Source organism: Actinocorallia populi (genome assembly GCF_002995495.1).
GTDB classification, from domain to species: Bacteria; Actinomycetota; Actinomycetes; order Streptosporangiales; family Streptosporangiaceae; genus Actinocorallia; species Actinocorallia populi.
In genome coordinates this window covers 1,056,699-1,082,255 of the sequence record NZ_PVZV01000002.1, presented here as the reverse complement: position 1 = coordinate 1,082,255, position 25,557 = coordinate 1,056,699, and the positions used below count along the sequence as shown (strand labels likewise).

The 25,557-nt window shown below is 71.0% G+C and carries 27 protein-coding genes; 18 read left to right on the top strand and 9 right to left on the bottom strand.

What is annotated here, in order from left to right; genetic code table 11:
* Positions 1 to 13 precede the first annotated feature (13 nt).
* A complete protein-coding gene (locus C2865_RS12100) occupies positions 14 to 1,528 on the bottom strand; it encodes an MFS transporter (RefSeq protein WP_106398428.1) in 1,515 nt (504 codons plus the stop codon).
* A gap of 179 nt (positions 1,529 to 1,707) precedes the next feature.
* Here C2865_RS12100 and C2865_RS12095 point away from each other — a divergent pair, with 179 nt between their 5' ends.
* The gene (locus tag C2865_RS12095) at positions 1,708 to 2,079 is read left to right on the top strand and encodes a YciI family protein (RefSeq protein ID WP_106398427.1); all 372 of its coding nucleotides are present in this window, start codon (positions 1,708 to 1,710) and stop codon (positions 2,077 to 2,079) included.
* Positions 2,076 to 3,284: an RNA polymerase sigma factor gene (locus C2865_RS12090; RefSeq protein WP_106398426.1), complete on the top strand. Its 1,209-nt coding sequence runs from the start codon at positions 2,076 to 2,078 to the stop codon at positions 3,282 to 3,284. The genes C2865_RS12095 and C2865_RS12090 overlap by 4 nt, the downstream gene beginning before the upstream one ends.
* Positions 3,285 to 3,373: 89 nt before the next feature.
* Here the strand turns inward: C2865_RS12090 and C2865_RS12085 are convergent, their stop codons facing one another.
* The gene (locus C2865_RS12085; protein WP_106398425.1) at positions 3,374 to 4,321 is read right to left on the bottom strand and encodes a helix-turn-helix domain-containing protein; all 948 of its coding nucleotides are present in this window, start codon (positions 4,319 to 4,321) and stop codon (positions 3,374 to 3,376) included.
* Positions 4,322 to 4,392: 71 nt separating this feature from the next.
* Between C2865_RS12085 and C2865_RS12080 the strand changes: the two genes are divergently transcribed.
* The 5 genes from C2865_RS12080 (at position 4,393) to C2865_RS12060 (ending at position 9,284) form a co-directional block, all read left to right on the top strand.
* Positions 4,393 to 5,469, top strand: a complete 1,077-nt coding sequence (locus C2865_RS12080) for a saccharopine dehydrogenase family protein (protein WP_332873352.1) — start codon at positions 4,393 to 4,395, stop codon at positions 5,467 to 5,469.
* A gap of 104 nt (positions 5,470 to 5,573) precedes the next feature.
* Entirely contained in the window at positions 5,574 to 8,000 is a 2,427-nt protein-coding gene (locus C2865_RS12075) for a DUF6042 family protein (RefSeq protein WP_157963671.1), read from the top strand.
* Positions 8,001 to 8,065: 65 nt separating this feature from the next.
* Positions 8,066 to 8,611: a TetR/AcrR family transcriptional regulator gene (locus C2865_RS12070; protein WP_106398423.1), complete on the top strand. Its 546-nt coding sequence runs from the start codon at positions 8,066 to 8,068 to the stop codon at positions 8,609 to 8,611.
* Complete coding sequence (locus C2865_RS12065) at positions 8,611 to 8,961, top strand: DMT family transporter (RefSeq protein WP_106398422.1); 351 nt, start codon at positions 8,611 to 8,613, stop codon at positions 8,959 to 8,961. Before C2865_RS12070 ends, C2865_RS12065 begins: the two co-directional genes overlap by 1 nt.
* On the top strand, positions 8,958 to 9,284 hold the full coding sequence (locus tag C2865_RS12060; protein WP_106398421.1) for a DMT family transporter: 327 nt from the start codon (positions 8,958 to 8,960) through the stop codon (positions 9,282 to 9,284). The genes C2865_RS12065 and C2865_RS12060 overlap by 4 nt, the downstream gene beginning before the upstream one ends.
* A gap of 61 nt (positions 9,285 to 9,345) precedes the next feature.
* On the opposite strand, the gene C2865_RS12055 is transcribed toward C2865_RS12060, so the two are convergent.
* A complete protein-coding gene (locus C2865_RS12055) occupies positions 9,346 to 9,975 on the bottom strand; it encodes a TetR/AcrR family transcriptional regulator (RefSeq protein WP_106398420.1) in 630 nt (209 codons plus the stop codon).
* 240 nt (positions 9,976 to 10,215) lie between these two features.
* On the opposite strand from C2865_RS12055, the gene C2865_RS12050 reads away from it, so the two are divergent.
* Together C2865_RS12050 and C2865_RS12045 are read left to right on the top strand one after the other, a co-directional pair.
* A complete protein-coding gene (locus C2865_RS12050; protein ID WP_198653209.1) occupies positions 10,216 to 11,457 on the top strand; it encodes an NAD(P)/FAD-dependent oxidoreductase in 1,242 nt (413 codons plus the stop codon).
* A gap of 164 nt (positions 11,458 to 11,621) precedes the next feature.
* The gene (locus tag C2865_RS12045; RefSeq protein ID WP_198653207.1) at positions 11,622 to 12,068 is read left to right on the top strand and encodes a GNAT family N-acetyltransferase; all 447 of its coding nucleotides are present in this window, start codon (positions 11,622 to 11,624) and stop codon (positions 12,066 to 12,068) included.
* Between the two features lie 430 nt (positions 12,069 to 12,498).
* Here the strand turns inward: C2865_RS12045 and C2865_RS12040 are convergent, their stop codons facing one another.
* Positions 12,499 to 12,993 carry a DUF3995 domain-containing protein gene (locus C2865_RS12040; protein WP_157963670.1) on the bottom strand — a complete coding sequence of 165 codons (495 nt, stop codon included), beginning with the start codon at positions 12,991 to 12,993 and terminating at the stop codon, positions 12,499 to 12,501.
* Positions 12,994 to 13,232: 239 nt separating this feature from the next.
* A complete protein-coding gene (locus C2865_RS12035; RefSeq protein ID WP_106398417.1) occupies positions 13,233 to 13,622 on the bottom strand; it encodes a MerR family transcriptional regulator in 390 nt (129 codons plus the stop codon).
* Between the two features lie 108 nt (positions 13,623 to 13,730).
* Between C2865_RS12035 and C2865_RS12030 the strand changes: the two genes are divergently transcribed.
* Positions 13,731 to 14,441: an SDR family oxidoreductase gene (locus tag C2865_RS12030; protein ID WP_106398416.1), complete on the top strand. Its 711-nt coding sequence runs from the start codon at positions 13,731 to 13,733 to the stop codon at positions 14,439 to 14,441.
* Positions 14,442 to 14,460: 19 nt separating this feature from the next.
* On the opposite strand, the gene C2865_RS12025 is transcribed toward C2865_RS12030, so the two are convergent.
* Together C2865_RS12025 and C2865_RS12020 are read right to left on the bottom strand one after the other, a co-directional pair.
* Positions 14,461 to 14,937: a phosphotransferase gene (locus C2865_RS12025; RefSeq protein ID WP_106398415.1), complete on the bottom strand. Its 477-nt coding sequence runs from the start codon at positions 14,935 to 14,937 to the stop codon at positions 14,461 to 14,463.
* Positions 14,938 to 15,063: 126 nt separating this feature from the next.
* Positions 15,064 to 16,161: a TetR/AcrR family transcriptional regulator gene (locus tag C2865_RS12020; protein ID WP_106398414.1), complete on the bottom strand. Its 1,098-nt coding sequence runs from the start codon at positions 16,159 to 16,161 to the stop codon at positions 15,064 to 15,066.
* A gap of 88 nt (positions 16,162 to 16,249) precedes the next feature.
* Between C2865_RS12020 and C2865_RS12015 the strand changes: the two genes are divergently transcribed.
* From C2865_RS12015 to C2865_RS11995, 5 genes are all read left to right on the top strand, one after another.
* A complete protein-coding gene (locus C2865_RS12015) occupies positions 16,250 to 17,206 on the top strand; it encodes an ATP-binding cassette domain-containing protein (RefSeq protein WP_106398413.1) in 957 nt (318 codons plus the stop codon).
* On the top strand, positions 17,203 to 18,000 hold the full coding sequence (locus C2865_RS12010; RefSeq protein WP_106398412.1) for an ABC transporter permease: 798 nt from the start codon (positions 17,203 to 17,205) through the stop codon (positions 17,998 to 18,000). The genes C2865_RS12015 and C2865_RS12010 overlap by 4 nt, the downstream gene beginning before the upstream one ends.
* 193 nt (positions 18,001 to 18,193) lie before the next feature.
* The gene (locus C2865_RS12005) at positions 18,194 to 18,820 is read left to right on the top strand and encodes a transcriptional regulator (protein WP_106398411.1); all 627 of its coding nucleotides are present in this window, start codon (positions 18,194 to 18,196) and stop codon (positions 18,818 to 18,820) included.
* Between the two features lie 11 nt (positions 18,821 to 18,831).
* Positions 18,832 to 20,232 carry a PEP/pyruvate-binding domain-containing protein gene (locus C2865_RS12000; RefSeq protein ID WP_232835537.1) on the top strand — a complete coding sequence of 467 codons (1,401 nt, stop codon included), beginning with the start codon at positions 18,832 to 18,834 and terminating at the stop codon, positions 20,230 to 20,232.
* Between the two features lie 56 nt (positions 20,233 to 20,288).
* Complete coding sequence (locus C2865_RS11995; protein WP_106398409.1) at positions 20,289 to 20,852, top strand: histidine phosphatase family protein; 564 nt, start codon at positions 20,289 to 20,291, stop codon at positions 20,850 to 20,852.
* A 172-nt stretch (positions 20,853 to 21,024) separates the two neighbouring features.
* Here the strand turns inward: C2865_RS11995 and C2865_RS11990 are convergent, their stop codons facing one another.
* Entirely contained in the window at positions 21,025 to 21,417 is a 393-nt protein-coding gene (locus tag C2865_RS11990; RefSeq protein ID WP_198653205.1) for a MerR family transcriptional regulator, read from the bottom strand.
* A gap of 47 nt (positions 21,418 to 21,464) precedes the next feature.
* Here C2865_RS11990 and C2865_RS11985 point away from each other — a divergent pair, with 47 nt between their 5' ends.
* A complete protein-coding gene (locus C2865_RS11985; RefSeq protein ID WP_106398408.1) occupies positions 21,465 to 22,331 on the top strand; it encodes an MBL fold metallo-hydrolase in 867 nt (288 codons plus the stop codon).
* Between the two features lie 112 nt (positions 22,332 to 22,443).
* Here the strand turns inward: C2865_RS11985 and C2865_RS11980 are convergent, their stop codons facing one another.
* Complete coding sequence (locus C2865_RS11980) at positions 22,444 to 22,983, bottom strand: AAA family ATPase (RefSeq protein WP_106398407.1); 540 nt, start codon at positions 22,981 to 22,983, stop codon at positions 22,444 to 22,446.
* 117 nt (positions 22,984 to 23,100) lie between these two features.
* On the opposite strand from C2865_RS11980, the gene C2865_RS11975 reads away from it, so the two are divergent.
* Together C2865_RS11975 and C2865_RS11970 are read left to right on the top strand one after the other, a co-directional pair.
* Positions 23,101 to 24,414 carry a hypothetical protein gene (locus C2865_RS11975; RefSeq protein WP_232835536.1) on the top strand — a complete coding sequence of 438 codons (1,314 nt, stop codon included), beginning with the start codon at positions 23,101 to 23,103 and terminating at the stop codon, positions 24,412 to 24,414.
* The gene (locus C2865_RS11970; protein ID WP_106398405.1) at positions 24,398 to 25,168 is read left to right on the top strand and encodes an alpha-ketoglutarate-dependent dioxygenase AlkB; all 771 of its coding nucleotides are present in this window, start codon (positions 24,398 to 24,400) and stop codon (positions 25,166 to 25,168) included. The genes C2865_RS11975 and C2865_RS11970 overlap by 17 nt, the downstream gene beginning before the upstream one ends.
* The last annotated feature ends 389 nt before the right edge of the window (positions 25,169 to 25,557 follow it).

Here is a 25,557-nt window from a genome sequence, read left to right as displayed (position 1 = left end):
CAGCGCGGTGCGGTCACCGTCGGCCTGGGCTGGCTGACCTGGATCGGTCTTCAACTGCTGCGTGGTCGGGGAGCGCGGGGCGGGTCGCCGGGCGCATGGCCAGGACCAGTACGGCCAGTCCGGCGAAGATGGCCGCGGCCATGACGCCGGTGGCGTGCAGGGCGGTGGTGAACGCCGCTCTCGCGGTGTGCAGCAGTTCCGCGCTCTGGTCGGCGGGGAGGTGCCGGGCGGCGGCGACCGCGCCGGCCAGGGAGTCGGACGTGCCGTCCGTCCGGCTGCGGTAGACCGCGGCGGCCGCCGCGCCGAGCAGCGCGAAGCCGAGCGAGCCGCCGAGGTAGTTGCCGGTCTCCGACATCGACGCCGCCGAACCGGCGCGTTCCGGCGGCACGGATCCGACGACCAGTCCGGTGCCCAGCGCGAACAGCGGTCCGGTGCCCAGCGCCAGTACGGTGATGCCGGTCATCACCAGCGGCAGGGCGTGCTCGCCGTCGGCGGCCGCCAGCAGCAGGCCGCCCAGCGCCGACACCGCCAGCCCGCCCGCGATCGCGAGCGCCGGCTCCGTCCGCCGGGCCAGCGCCGGCGCGGTCATGGTGCCGGCCGCCACGCCCAGGCCCATGGGCGCGAACAGCATCGCCGACGCGAACGGCGAGAAGCCCAGCACGTCCTGCAGGTACTGGGTCACCAGCAGGCCCGTCCCGGCCATGGCGATGCCGGCGAAGACCAGCGCGACGATCACGGCCGTGAACGGGCGGTTGCGCAGCAGCCGCAGGTCCAGCAGCGGCGTCTCCAGCCGCAGTTGCCGCCGTACGAAAAGCACTCCGATGGCCGCGCCGACGACGAGGACCGCCGCCGGGACGGCCCGCGCGTCCTCGATGGCCAGTTGCTTGACCCCGTACACCATCAGGAGCACCGCCGCCAGCGACGAACCGACGCTGACCGGGTCCAGCCGTCCGGCCCGGTCGCCGCGGAACTCCGGCAGCAGGACGGGCCCGGCGAGCACCAGCAGCACCATCGCCGGTACCGCCGCCAGGAAGATCGATCCCCACCAGAAGTGCTGGAGCAGGAATCCGGCGAGGACGGGCCCGAGCGCGCCGCCGGTGAACTGGCAGGCCGCCCAGATCGCGATGGCCTTCCCGCGCCGCCGCTCGTCGCGGAACATGCCGGTGATCAGGGCGAGGGTGGCCGGTGCCAGGGTCGCGCCCGCGACGCCCAGCAGCGCACGCGCGACGATCAGCGTCAGCGGGTCCGCCGCGAAGGCGGCCACCGCCGACAGCACCGCGAACGCCGCCGCACCGGCGACCAGCAGCCGCCGGTGGCCGATCCGGTCGGCGAGCGTGCCCATCGTGATGACCATGCCGGCCACCAGGAATCCGTACCCGTCGCTGATCCACAACTGCTGCACGCCGGTGGCGCCCAGGTCGGCGCTCAGCCGCGGGAGCGCCAGGAGCAGCGCCGTCGTGTCCATCGCGACGAGGAAGGTCGGCAGCATGAGGAGGGCCGCGCCCAGCCATGCCCGGTCGATGCGCATATCCGAAGCTCTCTTTCTCTCGGTTCCGCCGGTCGGTCGGAGCGGACGGGGGCTTCTTGACACCGGTGCCGGAAACGTTCGTGCGAAAGTTCCGGCGGAGGATGTCAAGACGGCGGCGGCGGTTCCGACAGACCGGTCGAAGGGCCCGGCCAGGGCCCTCGGATCACGAGGAGTACGAGATGCAGTTCCTGATCGGCATGCACATCAACCCGGCCGTGCTGGACGCGCTGACCGACGAGGAGAAGGCGGCGATCGGCGAGGGCCACGGCGCGTTCATCCAGGCGCTGAAGGAGTCCGGCGAGCTGATCACCACGCAGGCGCTGGCCGACCCGTCGCAGGCCGCCGTGGTGTCGGTGCGCAACGGCCAGCCGGTGGTGACCGACGGCCCGTTCCTGGAGTCCAAGGAGTACCTGGGCGGCTTCTACCTGATCGACTGCGAGAACAGGGAGCGGGCGATCGAGCTGGCGGCGCGGATTCCCGACGCCGCGATCGAGGGCCTGGGGATCGAGGTGCGGCAGGTGATGTTCGCCGACGGACAATTGGAGGCATGACGGCTTCGGACATCGAGGACCTGCTGCGTGAGCTCACGCCGCGGGTCCTCGGCATGCTGGTACGGCGGCACGGCCGGTTCGAGGAGTGCGAGGACGCCGTGCAGGAGGCCGTCCTCGCCGCCGCCGTGCAGTGGCCCGCCGAGGGCGTGCCCGCCAACCCGCACGGCTGGCTGGTCGCCGTCGCGTCCCGGCGGCTCATCGACCAGGTGCGCAGCGACCACGCGCGCCGCCGCCGGGAGTCGGCGACGGCCGCCGAGCCGGCGCCCGAGGTGCCGGACACCGACGACACGCTCGTCCTGCTGTTCCTGTGCTGCCATCCGACGCTGACCCCGGCCTCCCAGACCGCGTTGACGCTGCGGGCGGTCGGCGGCCTGACCACCGCCGAGATCGCCCGCGCGTTCCTGGTGCCGGAGGGCACGATGGCGGCCAGGATCAGCCGGGCCAAGCAGCGCATCCGGGCAGCGGGCAGCTCGTTCGCCATGCCGGACGGCGCCGAGCGCGAGGAACGGCTCCGGGTCGTCCTGCACGTGCTCTACCTGATCTTCAACGAGGGCTACACCGCCTCCTCGGGCAGCGAACTGCACCGCGCCGAGCTCGCACACGAGGCGATCAGGCTGACCCGGACGGTGCACGCGCAGCTGCCCGAGGACGGCGAGGTGACCGGGCTGCTCGCGCTGATGCTGCTGACCCACGCCCGCCGCGAGGCGCGGACGACGCCGGCCGGCGACCTGGTGCCGCTGGACGAGCAGGACCGTACGAGGTGGGACCGCGAGCTGCTCGACGAGGGCGCCGCGCTGGTCAGGTCGTCGCTGGCCCGCCCGTCGCTGGGGCCGTACCGGCTGCAGGCCGCCATCGCCGCCACGCACGCCGACGCGGCCAAGGCCGAGGAGACCAACTGGCCGCAGGTGCACGCCCTCTACCTGATCCTGGAGCGGATCGCGCCCAACCCGATGGTCACCCTCAACCGGGCGATCGCGCTCGCCGAGGTCGAGGGCCCGGCGGCCGGGCTGGCCCTGCTGTCGGCCTTGGACGGCGACGAGCGGATGGCCGGGCACCACCGGCTGCTGTCCGTACGCGCGCACCTGCTGGAGAAGACCGGCGACACGGCCGGAGCGTACGAGCTCTACCGGCGCGCCGCGAAGGCCACCGCCAGCCTCGCCGAGCAGCGCTACCTGGAGTTCCGGGCCGGCCGGGTACGGGCGTAGGCGCCGCTTCGCCCCGCGCCGCGGGGAAGCCGCCCTCGAGCGGTCGCCCACCGCACCGGACGCGGGGCCGTTGAGCGACGGGCGTGCCCCTACGTCCGGAACGTCCGGCGGTAGGTGTCCGGCGGTACGCCGACCGTGCGGTGGAAGTGGCGGCGCAGTGTCGTGGCCGTGCCCATGCCCGCGGCCGAGGCGATGGCCTCGACGCTCTCGTCCGTGGTCTCCAGCAGTTCCTGCGCGCGGCGGATCCGCTGCGCCTGCAGCCACTGCAGCGGGGTGGTGCCGGTCACCGAGCGGAAGTGGCGGGCCAGGTGGCGCGAGCTCATGCTCGCCCGGCGGGCCAGGTCCTCCACGGTGAGCGGCTGGTCCAGCCGCCGCATCGCCCAGGGGAGCAGTTCGGCCAGCGGGTGGCCGTCGCGGGCGGGCACCGGCGTGGTGACGAACTGGGCCTGGCCGCCCTCCCGGTGGGGCGGCACGACCAGGCGGCGGGCGACCACGTTGGCGACCGCCGAGCCGTGGTCGCGGCGGACCAGGTGCAGGCACAGGTCCATCGCCGCGGCCTTGCCCGCGGAGGTGAGCACGCTGCCGTTGTCGACGTAGAGCACGTCCGGGTCGACCTCCACCAGGGGGTGGCGCGCGGCCAGCTCCCCGGTGTGGGCCCAGTGCGTGGTCGCGCGCAGCCCGTCCAGCAGGCCGGCGGCGGCGAGCACGAACACGCCCGTGCACAGGGAGACCACCCGCGCGCCCGACTCGTGGGCCGCGCGCACCGCCTCGACCAGGTCGGCCGGCGGGTCCTCGTCGACGTCCGCCAGGGCGGGGACGATCACGGTGTCGGCGTCCGCCAGCCGGTCGAGGCCGCCGTCCGGCTCCAGCAGGAACCGGTCGACCCGGACGGCGCGCGTGCCGCACACGCTGACGTCGTACCAGGGGCCCGGCAGGGCGGCCGGGGCGGAGCCGAAGACCTCGCAGGCCAGTGCCAGTTCGAAGTGCAGCATCCCGTCGGTGGCGGCGATCGCGACGGAACGCGGGAAAGAGCCCATGTCGGAAATTGTACGGGTCATGTCGTTCCGGACACTGGGCGCCGACGGCCGGAAAAGACAGGATCATCCCCGTGAAGCACTTCGAGTACACGGGAGCGGGCATGGAATCGGGTCGTGGCGTGGCGGTGTTCGGCGCGTACGGGCACACCGGGCGGTTCGTGGTCGCGGAGCTGCGCGGGCGCGGACACGTCCCGCTGCTCCTCGGCCGCGACCGGGAAAGGCTGCTGGCGCAGGCCCAGCCGGGGGACGAGGTGCGGCAGGCGTCGGTGGACGACCCCGCGTCGCTCGACCGCGCGCTGGACGGCGCGGCAGCCGTGATCAACTGCGCCGGGCCCTTCGCCACGACCGCCGCGCCGCTGATCGAGGCGGCACTGCGCGCCGGCATCCCGTACGTCGACGTGGCGGCCGAGATCGAGGCGAACCTCGACACGTTCGCGCACTTCGCCGAACGCGCCCGCGCCGCGGGCACCGTCGTGGTCCCGGCGATGGCCTTCTACGGCGGCCTCGGCGACCTGCTGGCCACCGCCGCGATGAACGACTGGACGGCGGCGGACGAGGTGCACATCGCCTACGGCCTGAGCAGCTGGCACCCCACTTCCGGGACCCTCGCCTCGGGCGCGGTCTCGGGACAGCGGCGCGGCGGCCGCCGCGTCCGCTACACCGGCGGACGGCTGGAGTACCACGACGACGCCCTGCCGACCCTCGAGTGGGACTTCCCGGCCCCGCTCGGCCCCCAGAAGGTCATCGGGGAGTTCACCATGGCCGACGTCGTCACCGTCCCCAGCCACCTGGCCGTCCCGGAAGTGCGCACCTACATGGCCGCCAAGGCCGCCGCGGACCTGTCCGCCCCCGACGCCTCCGCCCCGACCCCCGTCGACGAGCACGGCCGCTCCGCGCAGACCTTCGTCGTCGACGTCCTCGTCCGCTCCGGCGACGCGGAGCGCCGCCTGGTCGCCACCGGCCAGGACATCTACGCCATCAGCGCCCCGCTGGCGGTGGAGGCCGTCGACCGCATCCTCACCGGCCGCGCCAGGACCACCGGCGTCGCCTCCGCAGGCGCGGCCTTCGACGCCCCCGACTTCCTCCGCGCCCTGTCCCCGCACCTCTCCCTGCACACCCCGCCCGCCACACGCACGACCCCCGGCTAGATCCGGACCGCGAGGTCGGCGGGCTCACCGCGGCGAACGCTCGCGGAACACAACGGACGTTACGGACCCGGGTCACTGTCCGCCGGTGTTGCTAGCTTGCGCGCATGACTTTGCTGCGAGGGGTCGACGGCGACATGTCCTGGAGCGACTGGTCGATGCTGTCAGTCGGTGACGTCGAACACCGGTCGGGTGCCCGGGCTCCGGACGATGCCGGAGACGAGTTCCTCGGCCGATACGCCGGGTACTCCGACGGGCGGGGGCTCACTGGAACGATCGCCCGGGCCGGTGAGGGATGGTTGCAGGGTGCAGGCTCGTGGCGTCGTACCGCGGTGCGGCTCGAACTGCACACCGCAGTGCCTGCTATCGAAGACGAGCCCTGGTGCGAAGCGGTCGAGACTCCTTATGTGAGCCGGACCGGCTCCATCGCCTTGTACGGGCCCGACGACCTGAAATTCGAACTGGACGGGTTCGGGACGTACCGGGTCCGAGTGTTGTTGCGGCGTGAGGACGAGTGGAATCGGTGGTGTCTGCGGTTCTGGCGGACGTCCGGGCCGGTCGAGCCGCCGCGATGGCTCGCCAGGAGCGCGTCTGCGATCGTCCTCGTGCCCGCTGACTGGCGGAAAGTGCTTCCCGGACGCGTCTGGTGGCTGTACCAGATGGTGCGGATGGAAGCGGCCGGCACCGACGCCCCGATCAGTCTGGAGCGCGCGGCCGTCCGGTACGTCTCCTTTCCCTGGCCTCGGCACAGGGAACTGGAGGAGGGCTGGCTGGAAGCCGATCTGTGGACGGTGCCCGAACCACTGCCCACCGGCCACGCGGACCTCGACCGGAAGAACAGGCATGAGTGGCGCGAAGCAACAGGCCGCACCGCCAAGAAGAAGAACAAATGGCGCAGGCTGTCCGAACGTCTCGGTGTGCCGCTGCCCGCGAACCTGCGCGAGTCCTTCACGCTGCTCGTCGCCGCCGGACTGCTGCACGCAGACGCGGAGGGGTATCGCGTCGCCGCTACTCCCCCGACGGCGGGAGACATCCTGGGCCTGTCCCCCAAGAAGCGCGCCAAGTACGCCAAACGCCGCCACCACGTCGGCCACCTGAGCCTGGCCGGGGACGTCCACGCCCTCGCCGCGTGGAGTCCGGGACACGCCATCACCGGAACCGCAGCAGAATTCGCCGAACGTCTTCTGATCAGCATCGAGGACTTCCATTCCGTCCTTCCCCATGTCCGGGAAGAAGAATTCACCACGATGCGAACAGGCCCGGACGACCCGATCACCCTCACCGCACGCAGCCGCCGTAAGGACCGCGAGGACCGCAGGTACCGCCGTGGCGACGACGCGGACGAACACGACCCGTTCGATGACGAAGACGCCGAGCTCCTGCAGGCGCTGGACGCCCAGCAGGCCTGGCACGAGTGGCCCGCCGACGACGCAACGCTCCCACCCATCCCGGATTGGGCCGAACATGAGGATTCCGACCCGGAAGGAGGATGGGAGGACCGGCTCGCCGAAGCCAAGGAGTTCTTCGAGCGGCAAGACTCCGAAGAGCAGTGGAAGACACCCAGACGGGAGTACCCCGAGGCAGGGGCCGAGGAGTTCGGCTCGGCCGACCCGCCCAAGGCCGGATTGTTCCGATGCGACGGCCGAGTGATCGTCTGGCGGGGAGGCGAACCGCAGACCCTCGGCCGGACCGTTCGCCGCGATCTCACCCCGAAAGGCAGCTTCCTGCGGGACGGACCCGACATCGCGCTCGAGACACCGTACGGCATCGTCCTGGCGGCGTTCGACAAAAATGACTTCGAGGACTGGTGGCAGGCCCGGCTCGTCCAGCAGGACGGCACGGTCTGCGGACTCGGCGGCGGGATCCGGACGCTGCAGCGCAGCTGCGACGGCCGCAACATGGCGATCAGCACCCAAGACGACGAGGTCCGGCTGGTCGACCTCGCGGATGGAAGCACCCAGACGATGCCGGGGCTGGAGAACGACCGCCGGCCTGAGGCGATTGGAATTTTCGCGGGGCAGGTCTACGTCAACCGCTCCTCGGCCACCAAGCGGCCTTATCCGCAGACATGGCGGTGGCGGCCGGGACAGGCGCCCGAACAACTCGACGTCCTGCTGCAGTGGGTCGATCCGGTCACCGGCACGGCCCTGGCCGCCCGCAAGGACGGGAGGCTGCTCATCGCGGCCGACGGCACCACGCGCCGGTTGCCGATCGACCCGTCGGCCAGGCTCGCTCCGGGCGGGCGGCTGCTGTACACGATGCGCCGCGACCCGCATGCCCTGACGTTCTTCGACGTCCACGACCTGGGACGGAACCCGCGGATCGTGCGGCTGCCACCCGACTGCGACCCCAGGTACTTCGGCGGACCCGACATGGTCTGGGAGGACACCCGGCACCTCCTGATCCCGAGCACCGACCTCTCGGGAGCGCCGCGGCCGTCCTACCGGCTGGACGTGCAGACCGGGCGGCTCGAGCGCCTCCCGGTCTATGGGAGGCAGGACGACATCCCGCTCTTCGTCCAGCCGGTGTTCTGAAAGGGCCGTGATCCCGGCAGGCGGAACGCGCGTTACTTTACCTTCCGGAAGGCAAAGTAACCGGCATGGGAGTGAACACAAGGCAGCGCATCCTGGAGGGTGCGCTGGAGGTGCTGCGCGCCGAGGGCGGCGCGACGATCACCCTGGACGCCGCCGCGCGGCAGGCCGGGGTGACCAAGCCGGGGTTGATGTACCACTTCGCCACCAAGGAAGCACTGATGGTGGGAGTGGTGGAGTACGTCGCGGAGCGGTGGGAGCGGCTGATGCTCGACCGGCTGGGGCTGCCGTTGGAGGAGGCTTCGCCGCGCCGGCGGATCCGCGCCTACGTGCAGGTCGCCCTGTCCGAGCGGTTCGACCGCGCGGACTTCGCGATCTGCGCCGACGCCCTGTACCGCGATGCCCTCGCCGAGGCGTGGGCCCGCCATCTGGCCCCCTGGTTCCTGCTTCCCGACGACCTGCCCGAGGAGGAGCGCGGGAGGCTGACGGCCGCCCGGCTCATGGCCGACGGCTACTGGACGGCCGCGGCCACCGGGGTCTTCCCCGTTCCCGAAAGCGACCGCGCGCAGATCCTCGCGGTCGCCGACCGACTTCTGAAAGACGAGACCCCCTGATGAAGAAATGGCTGCCGCTGCTGGCGGCGATCCTCCTCGAGGTGGCCGCCACGCTGTCGCTGCGAGCCGCCTTGGACGCCCCCGCCTGGTACGTCGTGGTCGCCATCGGCTACCTCGGCGCGTTCGCGTCACTGAGCTCGGGGCTGCGCGCGGGTCTGGGCATCGGCGTCGCCTACGGCGTCTGGGCCGCGTCCGGCGTCGCCCTCACCGCGGTCCTGGCCACCGCCATCTTCGGCGACCCGCTCACCGTCACCATGGGCCTGGGCATCGTCCTGGTCATCGCCGGGGTCCTGTGCGTCGAACTCGGCTCCCAGCACGCCCCCCGTCCCGAGGAAGGAGAGCGCGCGTGACCTGGCTGTTCCTGCTCGGAGCGATCCTCACCGAGGTCACCGCCACCCTGTCCCTGCGCACGGCCTCCCAGCCCGGCGCCCGCAGGGCCTGGTTCCTGGTCGTCGCCGCCGGCTACCTCGCCGCCTTCGCCTTCCTCACTCTCGCCCTCAGCGGCGGCATGGCCCTCGGCGTCGCCTACGGCGTCTGGGCGGCCTCCGGCGTCGCCCTCACCGCCCTGGCCTCGCGCGCCCTGTTCGGCGAGCCCCTCACCAAGGTCATGAGCCTCGGCATCGGCATCATCATCGCCGGCGTCCTGCTCATCGAACTCGGCGCCTCCCACTGACCCTGGGGCGTCCGCGCGACGAAGCCGACCACAAGGGCGCCGGCCCGCCTCGCCCGAGCGATCAGGGGCGGGTGGCGGCGAGGACGAGGTCGACCATCCTGTCGATCTCGTCCTCGCTGGAGGGGCGGCCCAGCATCAGGGGCCCCAGGAACAGGGGGGAGACCAGCATGGTCACGACCGTTCCGGGGGCGTGGGCGTCACCGGCCTCGCCGCGGGCCACGGCGCGGGCGACCATCTGCCGCCAGGCGTCGAGGACGGGCCGGTACTGGTCGATGACCAGGGCGTTGAAGTCCGGGTGGCGGCGGCCGGCCATGATGCCCGACATCGCCAGGTCGACGGGGTCGGCGGCGAACGCGGCCACCAGATGCGCGAAGGCGCGCACGTCGGACTCCCAGGAGCCGGTGTCGGGGGGTTCGACCTTGCGGACGTGCAGGGAGAGCGCCTCGACGAGGAGGTCGTCGTGCTCCGGCCACCAGCGGTAGAGGGTGCGGCGGCTGACCCCGGCCCGTTCGGCGACCTCGACCGTGGTGAAGGCGACCTTCCCCTCCGCCAGGAACGCCAGGACTGCTTCGCCCACGGCGCGGCGCACCCGTTCGCTGCGACCGCCGCTCCTGGTGCGGACACGGGCGGGAGCCGGGTCGGCCCGCGCCTCGTCCGGAGGGCGCCGGTCCTTCGGCCTCGACGCGCTCACCCCGCCTCGCCTCCTCCGTCTCCGGGCGGCCGGGCCGGGCTCCGCGCCTGCCGGGTCCCGCCAGTTTAGGGCCGGAACGGCGTCCGCCGACGAGAGTCGCGGCCACTTCCCAGGCCAATGACACCAACTCTTAACAACACACCATGGATACTTTAGCCGTTCGAGATGCGATGATCCCGCAACGGCCGAGGACACCGTGTCCCCGGTCGCATCCCGTGTCACCGAACGAGGAGAACGACCGTGCAGGACCGGTACGACGTCATCGTGGTGGGGGCCGGGCCGATCGGCTCGGCCACGGCCCGCCACCTCGCCGACGGCGGGCACTCGACCCTGGTGGTCGGGCCCGCCGAGCCCGCCGGGTTCGCCGACCACCGCGGGGTCTGGGCCGGCCACTACGACGAGGGCCGCCTCGCCCACGTGCTGGAGGTCCCCCTCATGACCTCCATGCTCGCGATGCGCTCGATCCGCCGGTTCCCGGAACTGCGCGAGCGCACCGGCGTCGAGTTCACCGTCCCGACCCACTCGTTGTCGGTCATGCCGCGGGAGACGCCCGGCGGCTCCTCCTCGGACTGGTTCGACCGGGACCTCCTGGCCCGGAACGCCCGCGACCTGGGCGTCGAGGTCGACGAGCTGGACGAGGACGCGCTGTGCGCCGCCTACCCCGCCCTCAGCTTCGAACCGGGGCATGTGGCACTGGTCCAGCGCGACGCCTTCATCCTCAACCCCCGACGCCTGGTGGAGGCCGAACTCGCCGCGGCCACCGCGGCCGGGGCCGTGCTGGTGCGCGACGAGGTCGTCCGCACCGGGAAGACGGACGGCGGCGTCCTGGTGACGGCCGCTTCGGGCGCCTCGTGGCGGGCCGGGCAAGTCGTCCTGGCCACCGGCGCCGCCAGCAACGCCACCGGCCTGCTGCCCCGTCCGCTGCTGATGCCGAGCTTCGGGGCGACCGTCGTCCTCGTCGAGGTGGACGGGCCGGACGCGGTCGACATGCCCGCCGTCATGTACCTCAAGTACCGCGACGGGCGTTCGCTCTTCGGCGGCATCGTCATGTCCCCGCGGCCCTACCCCGACGGCAGGTGGTACGTGAAGCTGGCCGGCGGGAGCCTGCTGGCCAACCCGCTGGACACCGCGGAGGAGATCGCCGCCTGGGTCCGCACCGGCGGCCGGCGGGAGGACGTCGACGAGGCGCTCGCCGTCCTGCACGACCTGCTGCCCGGCCGGGAGTTCGGCCCCGCGCGGACCCGGCCCTGCATGGTCTCCGCCACCCCGACCGAACGCCCCTACATCGACCGGGTCGACGAGACGGCGGTCATCGCCGTCGAGGGCGAGCGCGGTGCCATGGCCGCCGACGAGATCGGGCGGCTGACCGCCGAGCTGGCCGTCCACGGGCGGTGGCGGGACACCATCCCCCACGAGGTGTTCCAGGCCCGCTGGGCCGAACCGGGCTGGACCACCGCCGGATGGCTCGCCGCCCGGCGCTGAACCCGTCCACCCCGCGATCGAGAGAACCGGAGAAACCATGGGGAACGAGCAGGTGCCCGTCACCCCCGACGGATGCAGGAGATGTACGACGAGGGGAAGCGCTCACGGGCGCTCACGCCGGTCGCCACGCGAAGCAGGACATGGCGGCTCGGTAGCCTGCGGACATGATCGTGTTCCGCGAGGCCGGGCCCGACGACTTCGAAGAAGTTCTACGGCTCTACCGGCAGTTGCAACCGAATGATCCGATCCTGAGTGACGGGTCCGACGCGACCGCGTACACGCGGATCCTGGAGTCGCCGGGCCTGCACCTGTTCGTCCTCGAAGCCGACGGCGCCATCGCGGCCACGGCGTACCTGAACGTGATCCCGAACCTCACCAGATCCGCATCGCCGTACGCGGTGATCGAGAACGTCGTCGTCGACGAGGCCCTGCGGGGCACGGGCCTGGGCAAGCAGATCATGTCCCGCACGCTGCGCGCCGCATGGGACGCGGGATGCTACAAGGCGATGCTGATGACGGGCTCCCGCAGACCGGGCGTCCACGCCTTCTACCGGTCCTGCGGATTCTCCCCCGACGCCAAAACGGCATACCTGGCCCGACCGCCCTCCTAGCCGCCCGAACCGAACCTCGGGCGTGTGCCGCCGGGCGCTACGCCCTCCCTCATCTGCGAGAACGAAGAAGAGGAACCCGACGATCTGCCCCTGAGCCATACCGAAGAAAGAAAAAACACAAAGACCACCGACGACGGCGAAACTGTGGACGACCCAACTCGCCGTGATCAGTTTCGCGGTCAGCTCCGGATTGGTCCGCCGGAACACCGTCGCGAGCGCGGAGGTGACGATGCCGGGCAAGGCCAGGAAGCACCACAGCACGGCAAGAAGGACACCCGAGATCAGCGCGAGGGCGGCGGAGCCGACGCCGGGTATGGACCGAGCCCGCCTTCCGAAGACGTGCTCGTGGACATGCGAATCCCGCGGGGGGTGACTCACCTGGAACCCTCTCGATCACGGGCGGCGAAGAGGGAAGGAATCCCTCTACCGCTCACCGGGCGGACCGTCGTTCTTTGCACGCGAACCAGGCCGTCGCACCCCACAGCAGCCCCCAGACCAGAAAGAAGGGGGTCCACAGCACCAGGTGCCATCTGCTCACGCGCTGGACCTCCTGCGCGCTCATGCCCCCAGTCGCCGACAGCAGTCCGACGGATCCCAGAACGTTGAGAACCAGTTTCGGGACGCTGTACAGCAGCAGCACGCCCGAGGCCGCCCAGGCGGGAACCGACAGCGCCCACCAGGGTGCCCTCCTGCCCCACGGACGGACGAACCCCAGCGCCACGACCGACCCGACCAGAGCCACGGCGACCGTGGCCCCGTTCACGACCGCGAACCCCGTCGAACGCCACACGTGCTCCGGGAAACCCAACGTCGTGCGAAGCGCCTTCCCTCCCGCCGCCCAGTACGCCTTGAGGACCGCGTACCCGAACGTCCACGCACAAGTCCAGTACGCGGCCCGTGCCAGCCGTCGTGAAACCCCGCTCACCAGAACCTCCGAACGCGATCAATACCCGAGTATGCGAGGAGACCGGCGAGCACTTCAAGATCAACAGGAATGCCGCAGGTACGGCGGCATGAAATACCCGCCGCGCAAAGGGCTCCTGAAATCGACAGCCCCCATGGACGCCGACGGCTGCTTCGAAGCCTCGAAAACGTGCGGAAAGGCGCGAGAGCCAGGTGCGTCTCTTCGGCCGATCTCGACGACGGCTCGGTGGGGACGCGGGGTCATCCGCCGGTCGGGACCGCCGCCGCGGTCGGATCTTCGGCGACCACTCCGGCGGCGATGACCTCTTCGATCACCCGGTCGAGCTTCGTCTTGGCCTGGACCATTTCGTCGATGTGGGCGGCGATGCGGTCACGTTCGGCCAGGAGCTTGTCGAACATCTGCTGCGTCGCCCGTCCCGTGGTCACACACGGCAGAAACCCGACGATCGTCTTGCTCGGCAGTCCGGCGGCGTAGAGCTGCTGGATGAACCGCACCCGATCCACCGCCTCCTCCGGGTAGTCGCGCTGCCCTCCGGACGTCCGCGACGACTCCAGGAGCCGCTGCTCCTCGTAGTAGCGCAGGGCGCGAACACTCACGCCCGAGCGTTTGGCGAGCTCTCCGATACGCATGGCACAAGATTCTTTCCGCTTCGACTTGCATCTCACGTCAACGTCAGGTTTTAGCGTAGCAGTGTGCGAGCGACAAGCCGCACGTCACCGCCCGTGAAAGGACAGAACATGAACATCTCCGGATCGACCGCACTGGTGACCGGCGCGAACCGCGGCATCGGCCGCCACTTCGCCGAGCAGCTGCTGCAGCGGGGAGCCGCCAAGGTCTACGCGACCGCACGCCGCCCCGAGAGCGTCGACATCCCGGGCGTGGAGGTGCTGCGGCTCGACATCACCGACCCGGCGTCGGTGGAGGCCGCGGCCGCAGCGGCCCAGGACGTCACCCTCCTGGTCAACAACGCCGGCATCTCCACCCTCACGAACCTGGTCACCGGCGACCTCGACTCCATCCGCCTCGAGATGGACACGCACTACTACGGCACCCTCGACGTCGTCCGCGCCTTCGCCCCCGTCCTGGCCGCCAACGGCGGCGGAGCGATCCTCAACGTCCTGTCCGCGCTGTCCTGGTTCTCCTACAACGGGACCAACTCCTACAGCGCGGCGAAGGCCGCCGAGTGGAGCCTGACCAACGGCATCCGCCTCGAACTCGCCGACCAGGGAACCCTCGTCACCGGCCTGCACCTGGGAGCCGCCGACACCGACATCGCCGCCCACTACGACGGCGAGAAGATCGACCCCGCCCACGCCGCCCGCACCGGACTCGACGGCATCGAAGCAGGCGCGTTCGAAGTGCTCGCCGACGACTGGAGCGCCCACGTCAAGGCCTCCCTGGCAGCCGACCCGAGCCTGTTCTACACCGAGGTGAAGCCCACCGCCTGACAACTCCCCCATGGCCCCCTCAGCACGAACGGCCACAACACCCACCGCCGAATCCGTGCACGGCGACGAGAACGACCGAACCCCTGGTGCAAACACCCCAAGGCCGCCGTTGTGGTGGAGCTCCCGCCGTATCGCGTCGTAAGGCCCGCACGACCGCAGGCATCCACACCGCGTCCGGCGGCGGGGCGAAGCTGCGGGCGGCTCGGTGGATCCGGTGCAGCAGCGCGCCGACCTCGTGCATGCTCCGCTCCGCGTCGGGCCACACGGACGTGGCGTGGACCGTCCCTTCCAGCCAGGTCAGCGTCTCATCGCCCGACCCGTCGAAGCCCGCCCCGACCACGCGCGGCGCGGCCTGGAACCCCTCGGCCTCCAGGTGCCGCAGGAACGCGTGCACGGTGGACGTCCACGGCTGCGCCGGATGGGTGACCACCGCACCGTGGCGCCGCGTGGGGTTGGGGCGACCGAGGTCGGTGACGCGGTCGTAGTCATGACCCATACGGCGAACCTAGGCTCTCCGGCCACGGCGACCAACCGCATTTTCCCCGCGGCCGTCCAAGCCGAGGAGGCCCTCACCGGCACACGCCACGCGTTGTGCATAAAACCCGTCGGAGGCGGGTGGGGGTCAGGGGGAGGGGGTCGGGTGGGGTTGGTCGTCGTGGTTTGCGACGGCGTGGCCGGAGCCTCGGCCGGAGGCGCGGGCCACTATCAGGCCGGCGCGGATGCAAATGGCGGTCTCGGTGCGGTCGTCGGCTGTCGGTAGGCCGAGGGCGGCGGGGACCTGGGCACCGTCGTCCACCACGACGCGTGGCCATGGGAGGTCTTCGGCGGCGAATACCCGGCGCAGGCAGCCGACGAGGTCGGCGATGCGGAGTCTGGTCAGCCTTCCGGTTTCGGCGGGGTCGTCCGTCACGAGGACGAACGTCACCGGGTCTCCGGGGCGGGCCGAGCGCACTGCTTCCTGGGCTGCGGAGAGGCGTCCGGCGCCCAGGACGACGACCAGGCCGTCGTCTCCGAGGTCGACGGGGCGGCCGGTGATCTCGTCGTGGAGTCCGCGCGGTGGCGTCCACCGGTCCGCTGCGGGCCGGGCGGGGTCGATGAAGGGCAGGTGCGCCGGCTCTGTGCTTTCGGTGAGGGTGATGTCGGCGAGGTGTTCGGCGGCGCGGGCCAGGTCGAACGGGTCGCCTACTCCGGGCGCGTTCTCCGCGAGGTGGGCGGCGCCGTGCAGGAGGGTCTGCGCGAGGCCCGCCAGCCGGACGGTCCGTGCGCGGGGCGCGCGGCGCGGTTCGAGCGCCAGCGCGAGCAGGAGCGCCTCGAATCTGACGAGTTCGGCCAGTGCGGTGCGGGCCGGGGCGGTGTCGAGGACGCCGGTCAGCGAGCGCAGCCGGAGGTGTCCTTTGCCGGGGGTGTCGTCCACGAGCGGCAGCCGTTCGAGCCAGACCCGGGCGAACGCGCCGAGCGCCGCGGCGACGGAGCCGGGCGAGCGTTCGGGGGCGCGGGCCGAGTCGCGGGCCTGTTCGGCGGCGTCGGCGAGCACCGCGAGGTAGAGCGCGCGCTTGCCGGTGAAGTTGGAGTAGACCGCGCCCCTGGTCAGGTCGGCCCGTTCGGCGATCCGGTCGACCTTGGCGTCGGCGTAGCCGTGCTCGGCGAACTCGTGCCGGGCCGCGACCAGCACCGCCGCGCGGGTCCGCTCCTGCTGTTCGGCACGGGTCAGCCTCGCCATCGGTTCTCCTTCCGCTCCGCCCGTGCCATGATACAAACAACATCCAGATGTTGGCGTCATCTGAAAACAGTGAACATCGGAGTTGAACATGACCGACCACGGACTGGAGGTCGACGCGCTGAGCAGGAGCTTCGGCCGGACGGCGGCGCTGGACGGGGTGAGCCTGTCCGTCGCCCGCGGGCGGGTCCTCGGGCTGCTCGGCCCGAACGGCGCGGGCAAGACCACCCTCGTCCGCGTCCTGGCCACCCTCCTGCGCCCCGACGCGGGCACGGCGCGCGTCGCCGGGCTCGACGTCCGGCGCGACCGGGCCGAGGTGCGCAGGCGCATCGCCCTGTCCGGGCAGCACACGAGCGTGGACGACGAGCTCTCCGGCCGGTCCAACCTCGTCATGATCGGCGGGCTGCTCGACCTCGGCCGCCACGGCGCCGCCCGGCGGGCCGGCGAACTGCTGTCCCGGTTCGGGCTGGAGGAGGCGGCGGACCGGCCCGCCGCCACCTACTCGGGCGGGATGCGCCGCCGCCTCGACCTCGCCGCCGCCCTCGTCGGCGAACCCGAGGTGATCTTCCTCGACGAGCCGTCGGTCGGCCTCGACCCCGCCAGACGCGACGAGCTCTGGCAGACCATCCGCAAGCTCACCCGGGACGGCGTCACGGTCCTGCTCACCACGCAGTACCTCGAGGAGGCCGACGCCCTCGCCGACGAGATCGCCGTCCTCGACCACGGACGGGTGATCGCCTCCGGCACGCCCGCCGACCTCAAGCACCGGGTCGGCGGCCACACGGTCGTCCTGCGCCCCGCCGACACCGGCGACCTCGACCGCGCGGCGGCGATCCTCGCCCGGGTCACGGGACGCGAGCCCGACCGGACCCGCCGCCACGAGCTCGTCGCGCCCGTCACCGGGGACACCGCGTTCTTCGAGATCGCCGCCCTCCTCCGGGAGCACGGCGTCGCCGTCGGCGAGTTCGCGTTCCGCCTTCCCAGCCTCGACGAGGTCTTCCTCTCCCTGACCGGAGCCCCCACCCGTGACGCCGAGGAGGCGGCATGACCACGACCCTCCCCCGCGCGGCCCGTCCCCGGCGGTTCGCCGTCCTCCGGCACAGCGGCATCCTCGCCCGGCGCAGCCTCGCCAAGTCCGCCCGCAACCCGGGCCCGATCGTGAACGGCGTCATCACTCCCGCGCTGTTCATGGTCCTGTTCCTGTACCTGTTCGGCCGTCCCGTCGCGGGCTCCACCGCCGAGTACCTCCGGTACCTCTTCCCCGGAATCCTCGTCATGGGCGCGGGACTCGCCGGGATGATCTCCACCGGGGCTGCGATCAACCTCGACCTGAAGAACGGCGTCACCGACAGGTTCCGCAGCCTGCCGATCAGCCGGACGGCGCCGCTGCTGGGCTCCGTGCTGGCCGACATCCTCCGGTACGCGATAGCCGTGGCCGTCCTGTTCGTTCTCGGAGTGCTTCTCGGCTTCCGCCCGCAGGGAGGAGCACTCGCCGCGGTGGGGGCGGCCGGGCTCGCCGTCCTGTTCGGGTTCTGCCTCAGCTGGGTCACCGTCTACCTCGGCGTGCTCGTCAAGAGCGCCGAGGCCGTGCTGGCGTTCGGCTTCCTCGCCTTCCTGCCGCTGCAACTCGGCAGCAGCCTCGCCGCGCCGACCGACACCCTGCCCGGATGGCTGAGGGCCTGGGCCGACGTCAACCCCGTCACCCATGTCATGGACGCCTGCCGCGCGCTGCTCAACGGGACGCCCGACGGCGGGAGCACCGGCCTCGCCCTTCTGTGGTCGGGCCTGCTGTTCGCCGTCTTCTGCCCGCTGGCGGTCCGCGCCTACGGGCGTCAGGAATGACGGCACCCGGCCCGGCCGTCCCTCGATCAGCTGATCTCCCATGTCGTCGCGGGGAACCCGTCCGAGACCGCCCGCGCACTGGACGACGTCGGCGCACTTCGTCCAGAACGCGCACGATCGCGACGGTCCTCAGCGTCTCCGAACAGGCGGCGCCCAGAAGCTTCGTCCCACCGAGCCCCGAAGGAAACCGCACATGAACCGAACACCGACCCGTCAGACGGACCCACGCCTGCTGGTCCTGCACGCGTTGCGCTGCGCGGGCGCGTGCGGGCTCGCGCGCCTCCGCGCGGTGACCGGCCTGGACGCGACCCGGCTTGACTTCGTCCTCATCGACCACACGGTGGACGGGCTCACCGCCCGGGTGTCCGACGACCCGCCCTGCTGGCGGCTCACCGACGCCGGGCGCGCCGAACACGCCCGGCTGATCGCCGACGAGCTCACGGCGGCCGGGGCCCGCGCGTCCGTGGAGGCGGCCTTCGACAGGTTCCTCGTGCTCAATCCGGAGCTCCTCGACCTCTGCACGGCCTGGCAGCTCCGCGCCGTCGACGGCGTCATGACCGCCAACGACCACGGCGACACGGCCTACGACGCGCGCGTCCTCGACCGGTTCGCCGACCTCGACCGGCGCGCCGCGGCCGTCTGCGCCGAACTGTCCGCGGTCCTGCCCCGCTTCGCCCGCTACCGCGTCAGGCTCGCCGAAGCACTCGACCGCGCCGCCTCGGGCGCGCTGGAGTACGTGACCGACAGCACCACGTCGTATCACACGGTATGGGCCGAGTGGCACGAAGACCTTCTCCTCACCCTCGGGAAGAGCCGATGAGGTGGATCCGCGTGATCTCCTCGCGCGTCGAGGAGACCGCCGAGGACCTGGGCGGCAAGGCGCTCGGCCTCGTCCTTCTGCACCGCCTCGGGCTGCGGGTGCCGGACGGCTTCGTCGTCACCGCGCAGGCGTGCCACGTCTTCCTGCGGGAGGGACGGCTCCCCGAAGACCTCCGCGACGAGTTCGCGACGGCCGTCACCGACCTCGAACACCGCACCGGCCGTGTCTTCGGCGCACGGGAAAGGCCTTTGGCGGTCTCGGTCCGCTCCGGCGCGCCCGTGTCGATGCCCGGCATGCTCACCACGATCCTCAACCTCGGCCTCACCCCCGAAGCCCCTGAGGCTCCCGAGGCCGCGCCCGGCGAACGCTCTGCCGCCGCGGATTCGCGCCTCCGCCCGCTCGAACGCGCCGTCGAGGCGGTGTTCGCGTCGTGGAACGCGCCGCGCGCACGGACGTACCGCGTGTTGAACGACATCCCGGAGGACCTCGGCACGGCTGTGATCGTGCAGGCGATGGTGTTCGGGAACAAGGACGCGCGCAGCGGCAGCGGCGTCGCGTTCAGCCGCGATCCCAACACCGGGGAGAACGTGCCGTTCGGCGAGGTCCTGTTCGAACGCCAGGGAACGGACGTCGTCTCCGGCGGAGCGACGACCCGGCCGCTGCACGAACTCGCCGAACGGGAACCCGCCGTGTGGGCGGAACTGTGCGACGCGCTGCGCCGGATCGAACGGCACTACCGCGATGCCTGCTACGTCGAGTTCACCTACGAAGCCGGGGAACTGTGGTTCCTCCAGGTCCGGCCGGGCCGGTTCGGCGGAGCGGCGGCCGTCCGCCTGGCCGTCGAACTCGTCGACGAAGGGGTCATCGAACGACGTGAGGCACTGCTGAGGGTGTCGCCGCGGCATCTCCAGCACGCCCGCACGCCGCGCCTGGACTCGGCGGAGGCCGAAATCCTCGCCAGAGGGATCGGCGCGTGCCCCGGCGTCGCGTCCGGGCGGGTCGTGACCAGCTCGGACGAGGCAGCACGCATGGCAGCGGCAGGTGTTCCGGTCATCCTGGTGCGCCCGGAGACCTCCCCCGACGACATGCGCGGCCTCGCCGTCGCCACCGGGATCGTCACCGCACGTGGCGGTCCGGCCAGCCACGCCGCCGTCGTCGCCCGCTCCATGGGCAAACCCGCGGTCGTCGGCGTCGGCGGCCTGGCCTTCGACGCCGCGAACGGCTCAGCGACGATCGCCGACCGTCTTCTCACCCCCGACACCGTCCTCACCATCGACGGAACCAGCGGTGACGTCGCCGCAGGCACCCCCCGAGTCCTCCTCTCCCCCGCCGGCACCCACCTCCAGCGCTTCCTCTCCTGGTCCGAATCCGTGACCGGCACGACCACCGGACCCGCAGGCCCCACGGCGTAAGCGCGTTCGCGGAGACTGAAGCCGGCCGTCGTGGAATCACAGGAAGGAGGCAGGTGATGGCCACCCGGCATGTGCATCTGGTCAGGCACGGAGCGGCGGACCCGTTCGGCGCGCTGACCAACGTCGGCAGGAGGCAGTCGGAGCTGATCGGGCGGCGGTTGGCCGCTCTGCCGATCGACGCGGTGTGGCATTCGCCCCTCCCCCGAGCCGTGGAGTCGGCACAGATCGTGGGCGCGTGCTTTCCGGACGTGGCCGTGCGAGAGGCGGCCGAACTGGTGGAACACGTGCCGTACCCGCCGCCCGCGCGGGCGGGATCCTTCGACGGGCACGACACGGAGACACGAGGGCACGCCGATGCCCTGACCGGCAGGTTCGCGTGCCCCGCCGCAACCGAGACCCACGAAATCCTGGTCACCCACGCCTGTCAGGTGGCGTGGCTGGTCCGGCACGCCCTCGACGCGCCGCCGGAGCGGTGGCTCGGCCTGGACTGCGGGAACGCGGCGTTGACGACCATCGAGTACCGCGACGGCGTGCCACCGACGCTCCTGCTCTACAACGACATGGGCCACCTACCGCCCGAGCTGCGCTGGACGGGCTTCCCGGCCGGCGCACGACCGTGAGAAGCGGCGATCTCCAGCGGCCCGGCGACCGGTCGAACCGCGGTTACGGAACCCTGGACATGGCTCGCGTATCGGCCCTGGGACCGGCCGGTACGAAGGATGAGGGCCGTCTCAAGAGCACAGCGCGGTGCGGCGGGCCGTGCCGGACGAGCGCCCTTCGAGGTGGTCGCCGCTACCTGGGCTCCTGGATGGTGCGTTTGAAGTCGGGGCACTCCACGAGGGGTTCGTGTGTGCAGGTCGAAGCGTGGTGGAGGCTGTCACGCATGCGAACGAGCCGGGCGATGTCCTCCTCCAGTCCCCTGGCCTTGTCCGCCATCCGGGCGCGCAGTTCCACGTCGCCGGGGGTCGCCCGCAGGAATCCGGAGATCTCGGCGATGGTGAACCCCGCGCCCCGGGCGCAGGAGATGAGCGCGAGGCGGTCGAGGACGTCGGGCCGGTAGGTCCGGCGCAGCCCGTTGCGTCCAGCCGGGGAGATCAGGCCACGCCTCTCGTAGAACCGCAGCGCCGACGCGGCCAGTCCGGACCGCTCGGCCACCTCGGAGATGTCCAGCAGCTTCTCGCCCACCACTCCTCCTTGACTTGAACCGCGGTTCAAGTAACAGGCTAGCCGCCATGCAGATCCACCACCTCAACTGCGGGTCCGTCCGGCAGATCGAAGCCACCTACCAGGGCCCTGCTCCCGCGCACGCCGTCAACCACTGCCTGCTGGTCGAGACCGACTCCGCGGGGCTTGTCCTCATCGAAACCGGCCTCGGCCTGGCCGACGTGCGCGACCCCGACGCCACCCTCGGCGCCGACTGGGTCCAGATGGCCCAGCCCGTGCTGGACGAGCGGGAGACCGCCGTACGCCAGATCGCCGAGCTGGGCTACTCCCCCGGCGACGTGCGCCACGTCATCGTGACCCACCTCGACGTCGACCACTGCGGCGGCCTGCCCGACTTCCCCACCGCCCGCGTCCACGTCCTGGCCGCCGAATTGGAGGCGGCCACCGGCCAGGCGCCCAGCTTCCGCTACCGCCCGGCGCACTGGGCGCACGGCCCGGACTGGGCGGCCTACACCACCGGCTCCGGCGAGGACTGGTTCGGTTTCACCTCCCTGCAGCCCGAGGGGCTCGGCCCGCAGTTCCGCCTCGTCCCGCTCGGAGGCCACACCGCCGGCCACACCGGAGTCGCCGTGCACGACGGCGACCGCTGGCTCCTGCACTGCGGCGACGCCTACTACTACCACCGGGAACTCGACGACGACCCGCACCCTCACCCGCTCCTGGACCTCGTGCAGACCGGCTCGGAGACCCACCACGACCTCAGGCTCGGCACCCAGGCCCGGCTGCGCGAGCTCGTCCGCCGGCACGGCGACCAGGTCTCGCTCTTCAGCGCCCACGACCCCTGGGAACTCGCCCGCTACCGGGACCCGAAGATCGGCGGGTTATGCGAACCCGGTTCCGGTCTCCTGACACGCGGTCGCCGGGTCGCACGGTGAGGATGCCCTCTCGAGCCGTGCGGCCCAGCGCACGGGAACCGACGGACTCCGCTCCGAGAGGCGTCGAAACGGCCTTCGTCCAGGAAGGGGGACGTCCTGAGGCTCGCCCGGCCTACAACAGGAAGTCTCCGCTCGCCACTGCGTCCGCCACGGCCTGAAGCGTGTCAGCGGGTGAGTGGCGGCTGGTGTCGATCACATGGCCCTCCAGGTCGTCCAGGTTCGCGAACTGGTCCCAGAGCAGCAGGATCGGCTCCTCGTCGACCAGCGCGTCCGGACCGGTGCGCGCCTGCGCACGGCTCAGGGTCTCCTGACGGCCGGGCCGAAGCACCAGGTAGTGAAGCGGCGAACCGGGGTGCTCCTGGAGGCCCTTCCTGTAGTGGCCGAGCATCCACGGCCCCACGATCCCGTCGACCACCACCGTGTATCCGCCTTCGGCGTACGTGTAGGCCGCATTCACGATCGCGCGGACCACGGTCTGGTTCTGCTCGTCGGACTCAGGCAGGTAAGGCTGGATCGCCCCGGTCACGATGTAGTGCCAGAAGTCGTCGGTGTGCAGGTGCACGGCCTTGCCGAACATGCCGGCCAGCGCGCGGGCGGTGGTGGACTTGCCCGCTCCCGGCGGCCCGGACACAACGATGACGCTGCCTCGCATGCCGCGAGGCTATCGTCCTCGGAGCAAGGGCCAGGAGACCTGCGTTCGCCGGTACGCGCCGACCGGCGCGCGACGGGCGCGGATGCTAACCTTCCATCCCCTACCGTCCGGAAGTTCATGGAACGGGTCGAACGAACCGGCAGGCCGTCTGATCAGCTCTGCGGGTTCGTGCCCCGGCGTGCGAATGGCAGGTACGGCTCGATGGACGCGGCGGAGTCGGCGGAAGCCCGTATCGAGGATGCCGACCACATCCTGGTCGCGCCTTCGGCGTTGCAGGGCGATGACTTGATCAGGGACTTCTTCGGATCCGTGATCACACCGGAGGACCTTGCTTCCGGTGCGCCCGACCTCGCGCAGAAGACCGTCTACCTGTGCGGCGACGTATCCGGGATCAGCGGCCTCCGACTGCACGCGGCGGCCCGGGTGTTCGTCGTCCGGGAGTTGTCTCACGGTTACCACGAGGACGGCGACGTACCTTGGCCCCTTGTCGACCTCGGCCGGGTTCCCATCCGCGTACACGGTGTCGGCGTGTACTACCGCCGCTTTTTCGGCCTCGGCACCGATCAGTTCAGGCAGATCCGCGCGGAGCACACTTTCCAGTCCCTGACAGAGTCCACCAAGCCTGGAACAGCCCATCGCAGCGGAATCTATCTGACGCCCGTCACACGGAACGGCGACGAACTGCATTTCCGCCTGCTCCGGTGCTCCACGAATCTCTCGGGGCCGACCGAGAGTTTCCGCCCGACCGACACGCGCATCGTCGAGGCGCTGAACCGCGAGGCCGCCACCGTCTTCCGGAACCAGGCGCCGCTCAACCACGTCCTCGCCCAGATCTACCACAACACCCCTGCCACGGCCGGGCGCAAGCAGTCCAAGGCCAAGATCTCGGCCCATGCCGACAAGACCAAGGACATGCCCGTCAACGGCATCATGGCCTTCTGCACCTTCTATGACCGGCTCGACAAACTGCAGCCCCTGGCCGAAGACGCCTTCGACCACGGCGTGAAGAGTGCCAGCGGGCTGACCAGACTCCACTTCCGCCTCAAGGAACCGGCCGGGGAACGCGACGGGGCCGCGCTCCCCCCGCAGTTCACCCTGACCCTCTATCCCGGCTCCGTGTTCTTCATGCCGCTGTCCACCAACCGCCTGTACACGCACGAAATCCGGCCCTCGACGCTGGACGCCGAGTCGCTCCCGATCCGTCTGGGATACGTGGTGCGCTGTTCGAACGCCGAAGCCGTCCACAAGAACGGCCACACGTTCCTCAAAGTGCACGAGGACTTGGTGAAGCTGGAGCCGCCGACACCGGCGGGCATGGACGAGCTGCGCAGGCTGTACGCCGAGGAGAACAGGACCTCGTCCTTCATCGATTACGGCGAGGAGTTCGTCTTCAGCATGAACACGGGAGACTACGTTGCCCCCCGGGACTAGGTTCTCGGACGGGATCCTCTCGTTCGCGCTGCCGACCGAGGAGGACCTCTTCGCTGAGCTGTCCGCGTCGGTTCGCTGGGAAGACGTGGGAAAAGGCCGGCGCGGCGCCGTGCTCACCAAGGTCGACGAGACGGGCGGTGTGCCTCTCGTACGCACCACCACTCGATACGGCGACCCGGCGCAGCGTTTCCGGGCGGTGCACGAACGGCTGGCGCAGCGGATCCAGGAACGTGCGGCGCTTCCGGTCGGCTTCGACAACGCGCTCATCGAGAGCTACACGAGCGCCTACAAAACCATGGGCGGCCATTCCGACCAGGCCCTCGACCTGGCCGACGGGTCGTTCATCGCCGTCTTCTCCTGCTACCGGGACCCCGGAGCGGGCCCGACGAGAAAGCTGATCTTCGAATCGAAGGGGTCCGACGGCGAGAGCTTCGAGATCCCCCTCGCCCACAACGGTGTCGTCGCGTTCTCCGTCGCGTCGAATCGGCGGCTCAGACACAGGATCGTGCTGGACAGGACCGTCCAGACGCCGGACAACCCATGGCTGGGCGTGACCTTTCGAACGTCGAAGACCCTCATTCGGTTTCGCGACGGACATGCGTACCTCCCGCAGGGCGCGCGCCTCACGTCCGCCGACGATGAGCAGAGGCACGAGTTCTACCGGCTACGGCGCCGCGAGAACAGCGAAACGGACTTCGTCTACCCCCCGCTGACGTACACCGTCAGCGACAGCGATCTGATGCCGCCCGTCTGACCTCGGTCGTCCACGGGCAGACCGTCGTCCTTGAGGCGTCTTCGTGGTAGGCGACGTCCCTCAACCATCGGCCAATAATCCCATCGATCTCGACGAATTACACGAAAAGAGCGACCTAGAAGGCGAAAACCAACGGCGGGCGGGCCGATATATGAATGCCCTATACACGATGCCGACAGACATCCGACCATCACTTAGCCTGACCCCCGTGGAATTTCGAGAACTGCCCGAAGCCACCAAGGCGATCATGCGGGAGCGCGGATGGACGCAGGCCCAGCTGGGCGAATCCTGGGGGCATACACAGGCGTGGGTGTCCACAGTGGCGGGAGGGAAACAAGATATCGGATTCAACCGACTTTCCCGACTGCTCGCGCGGGTAGGCTACGAGG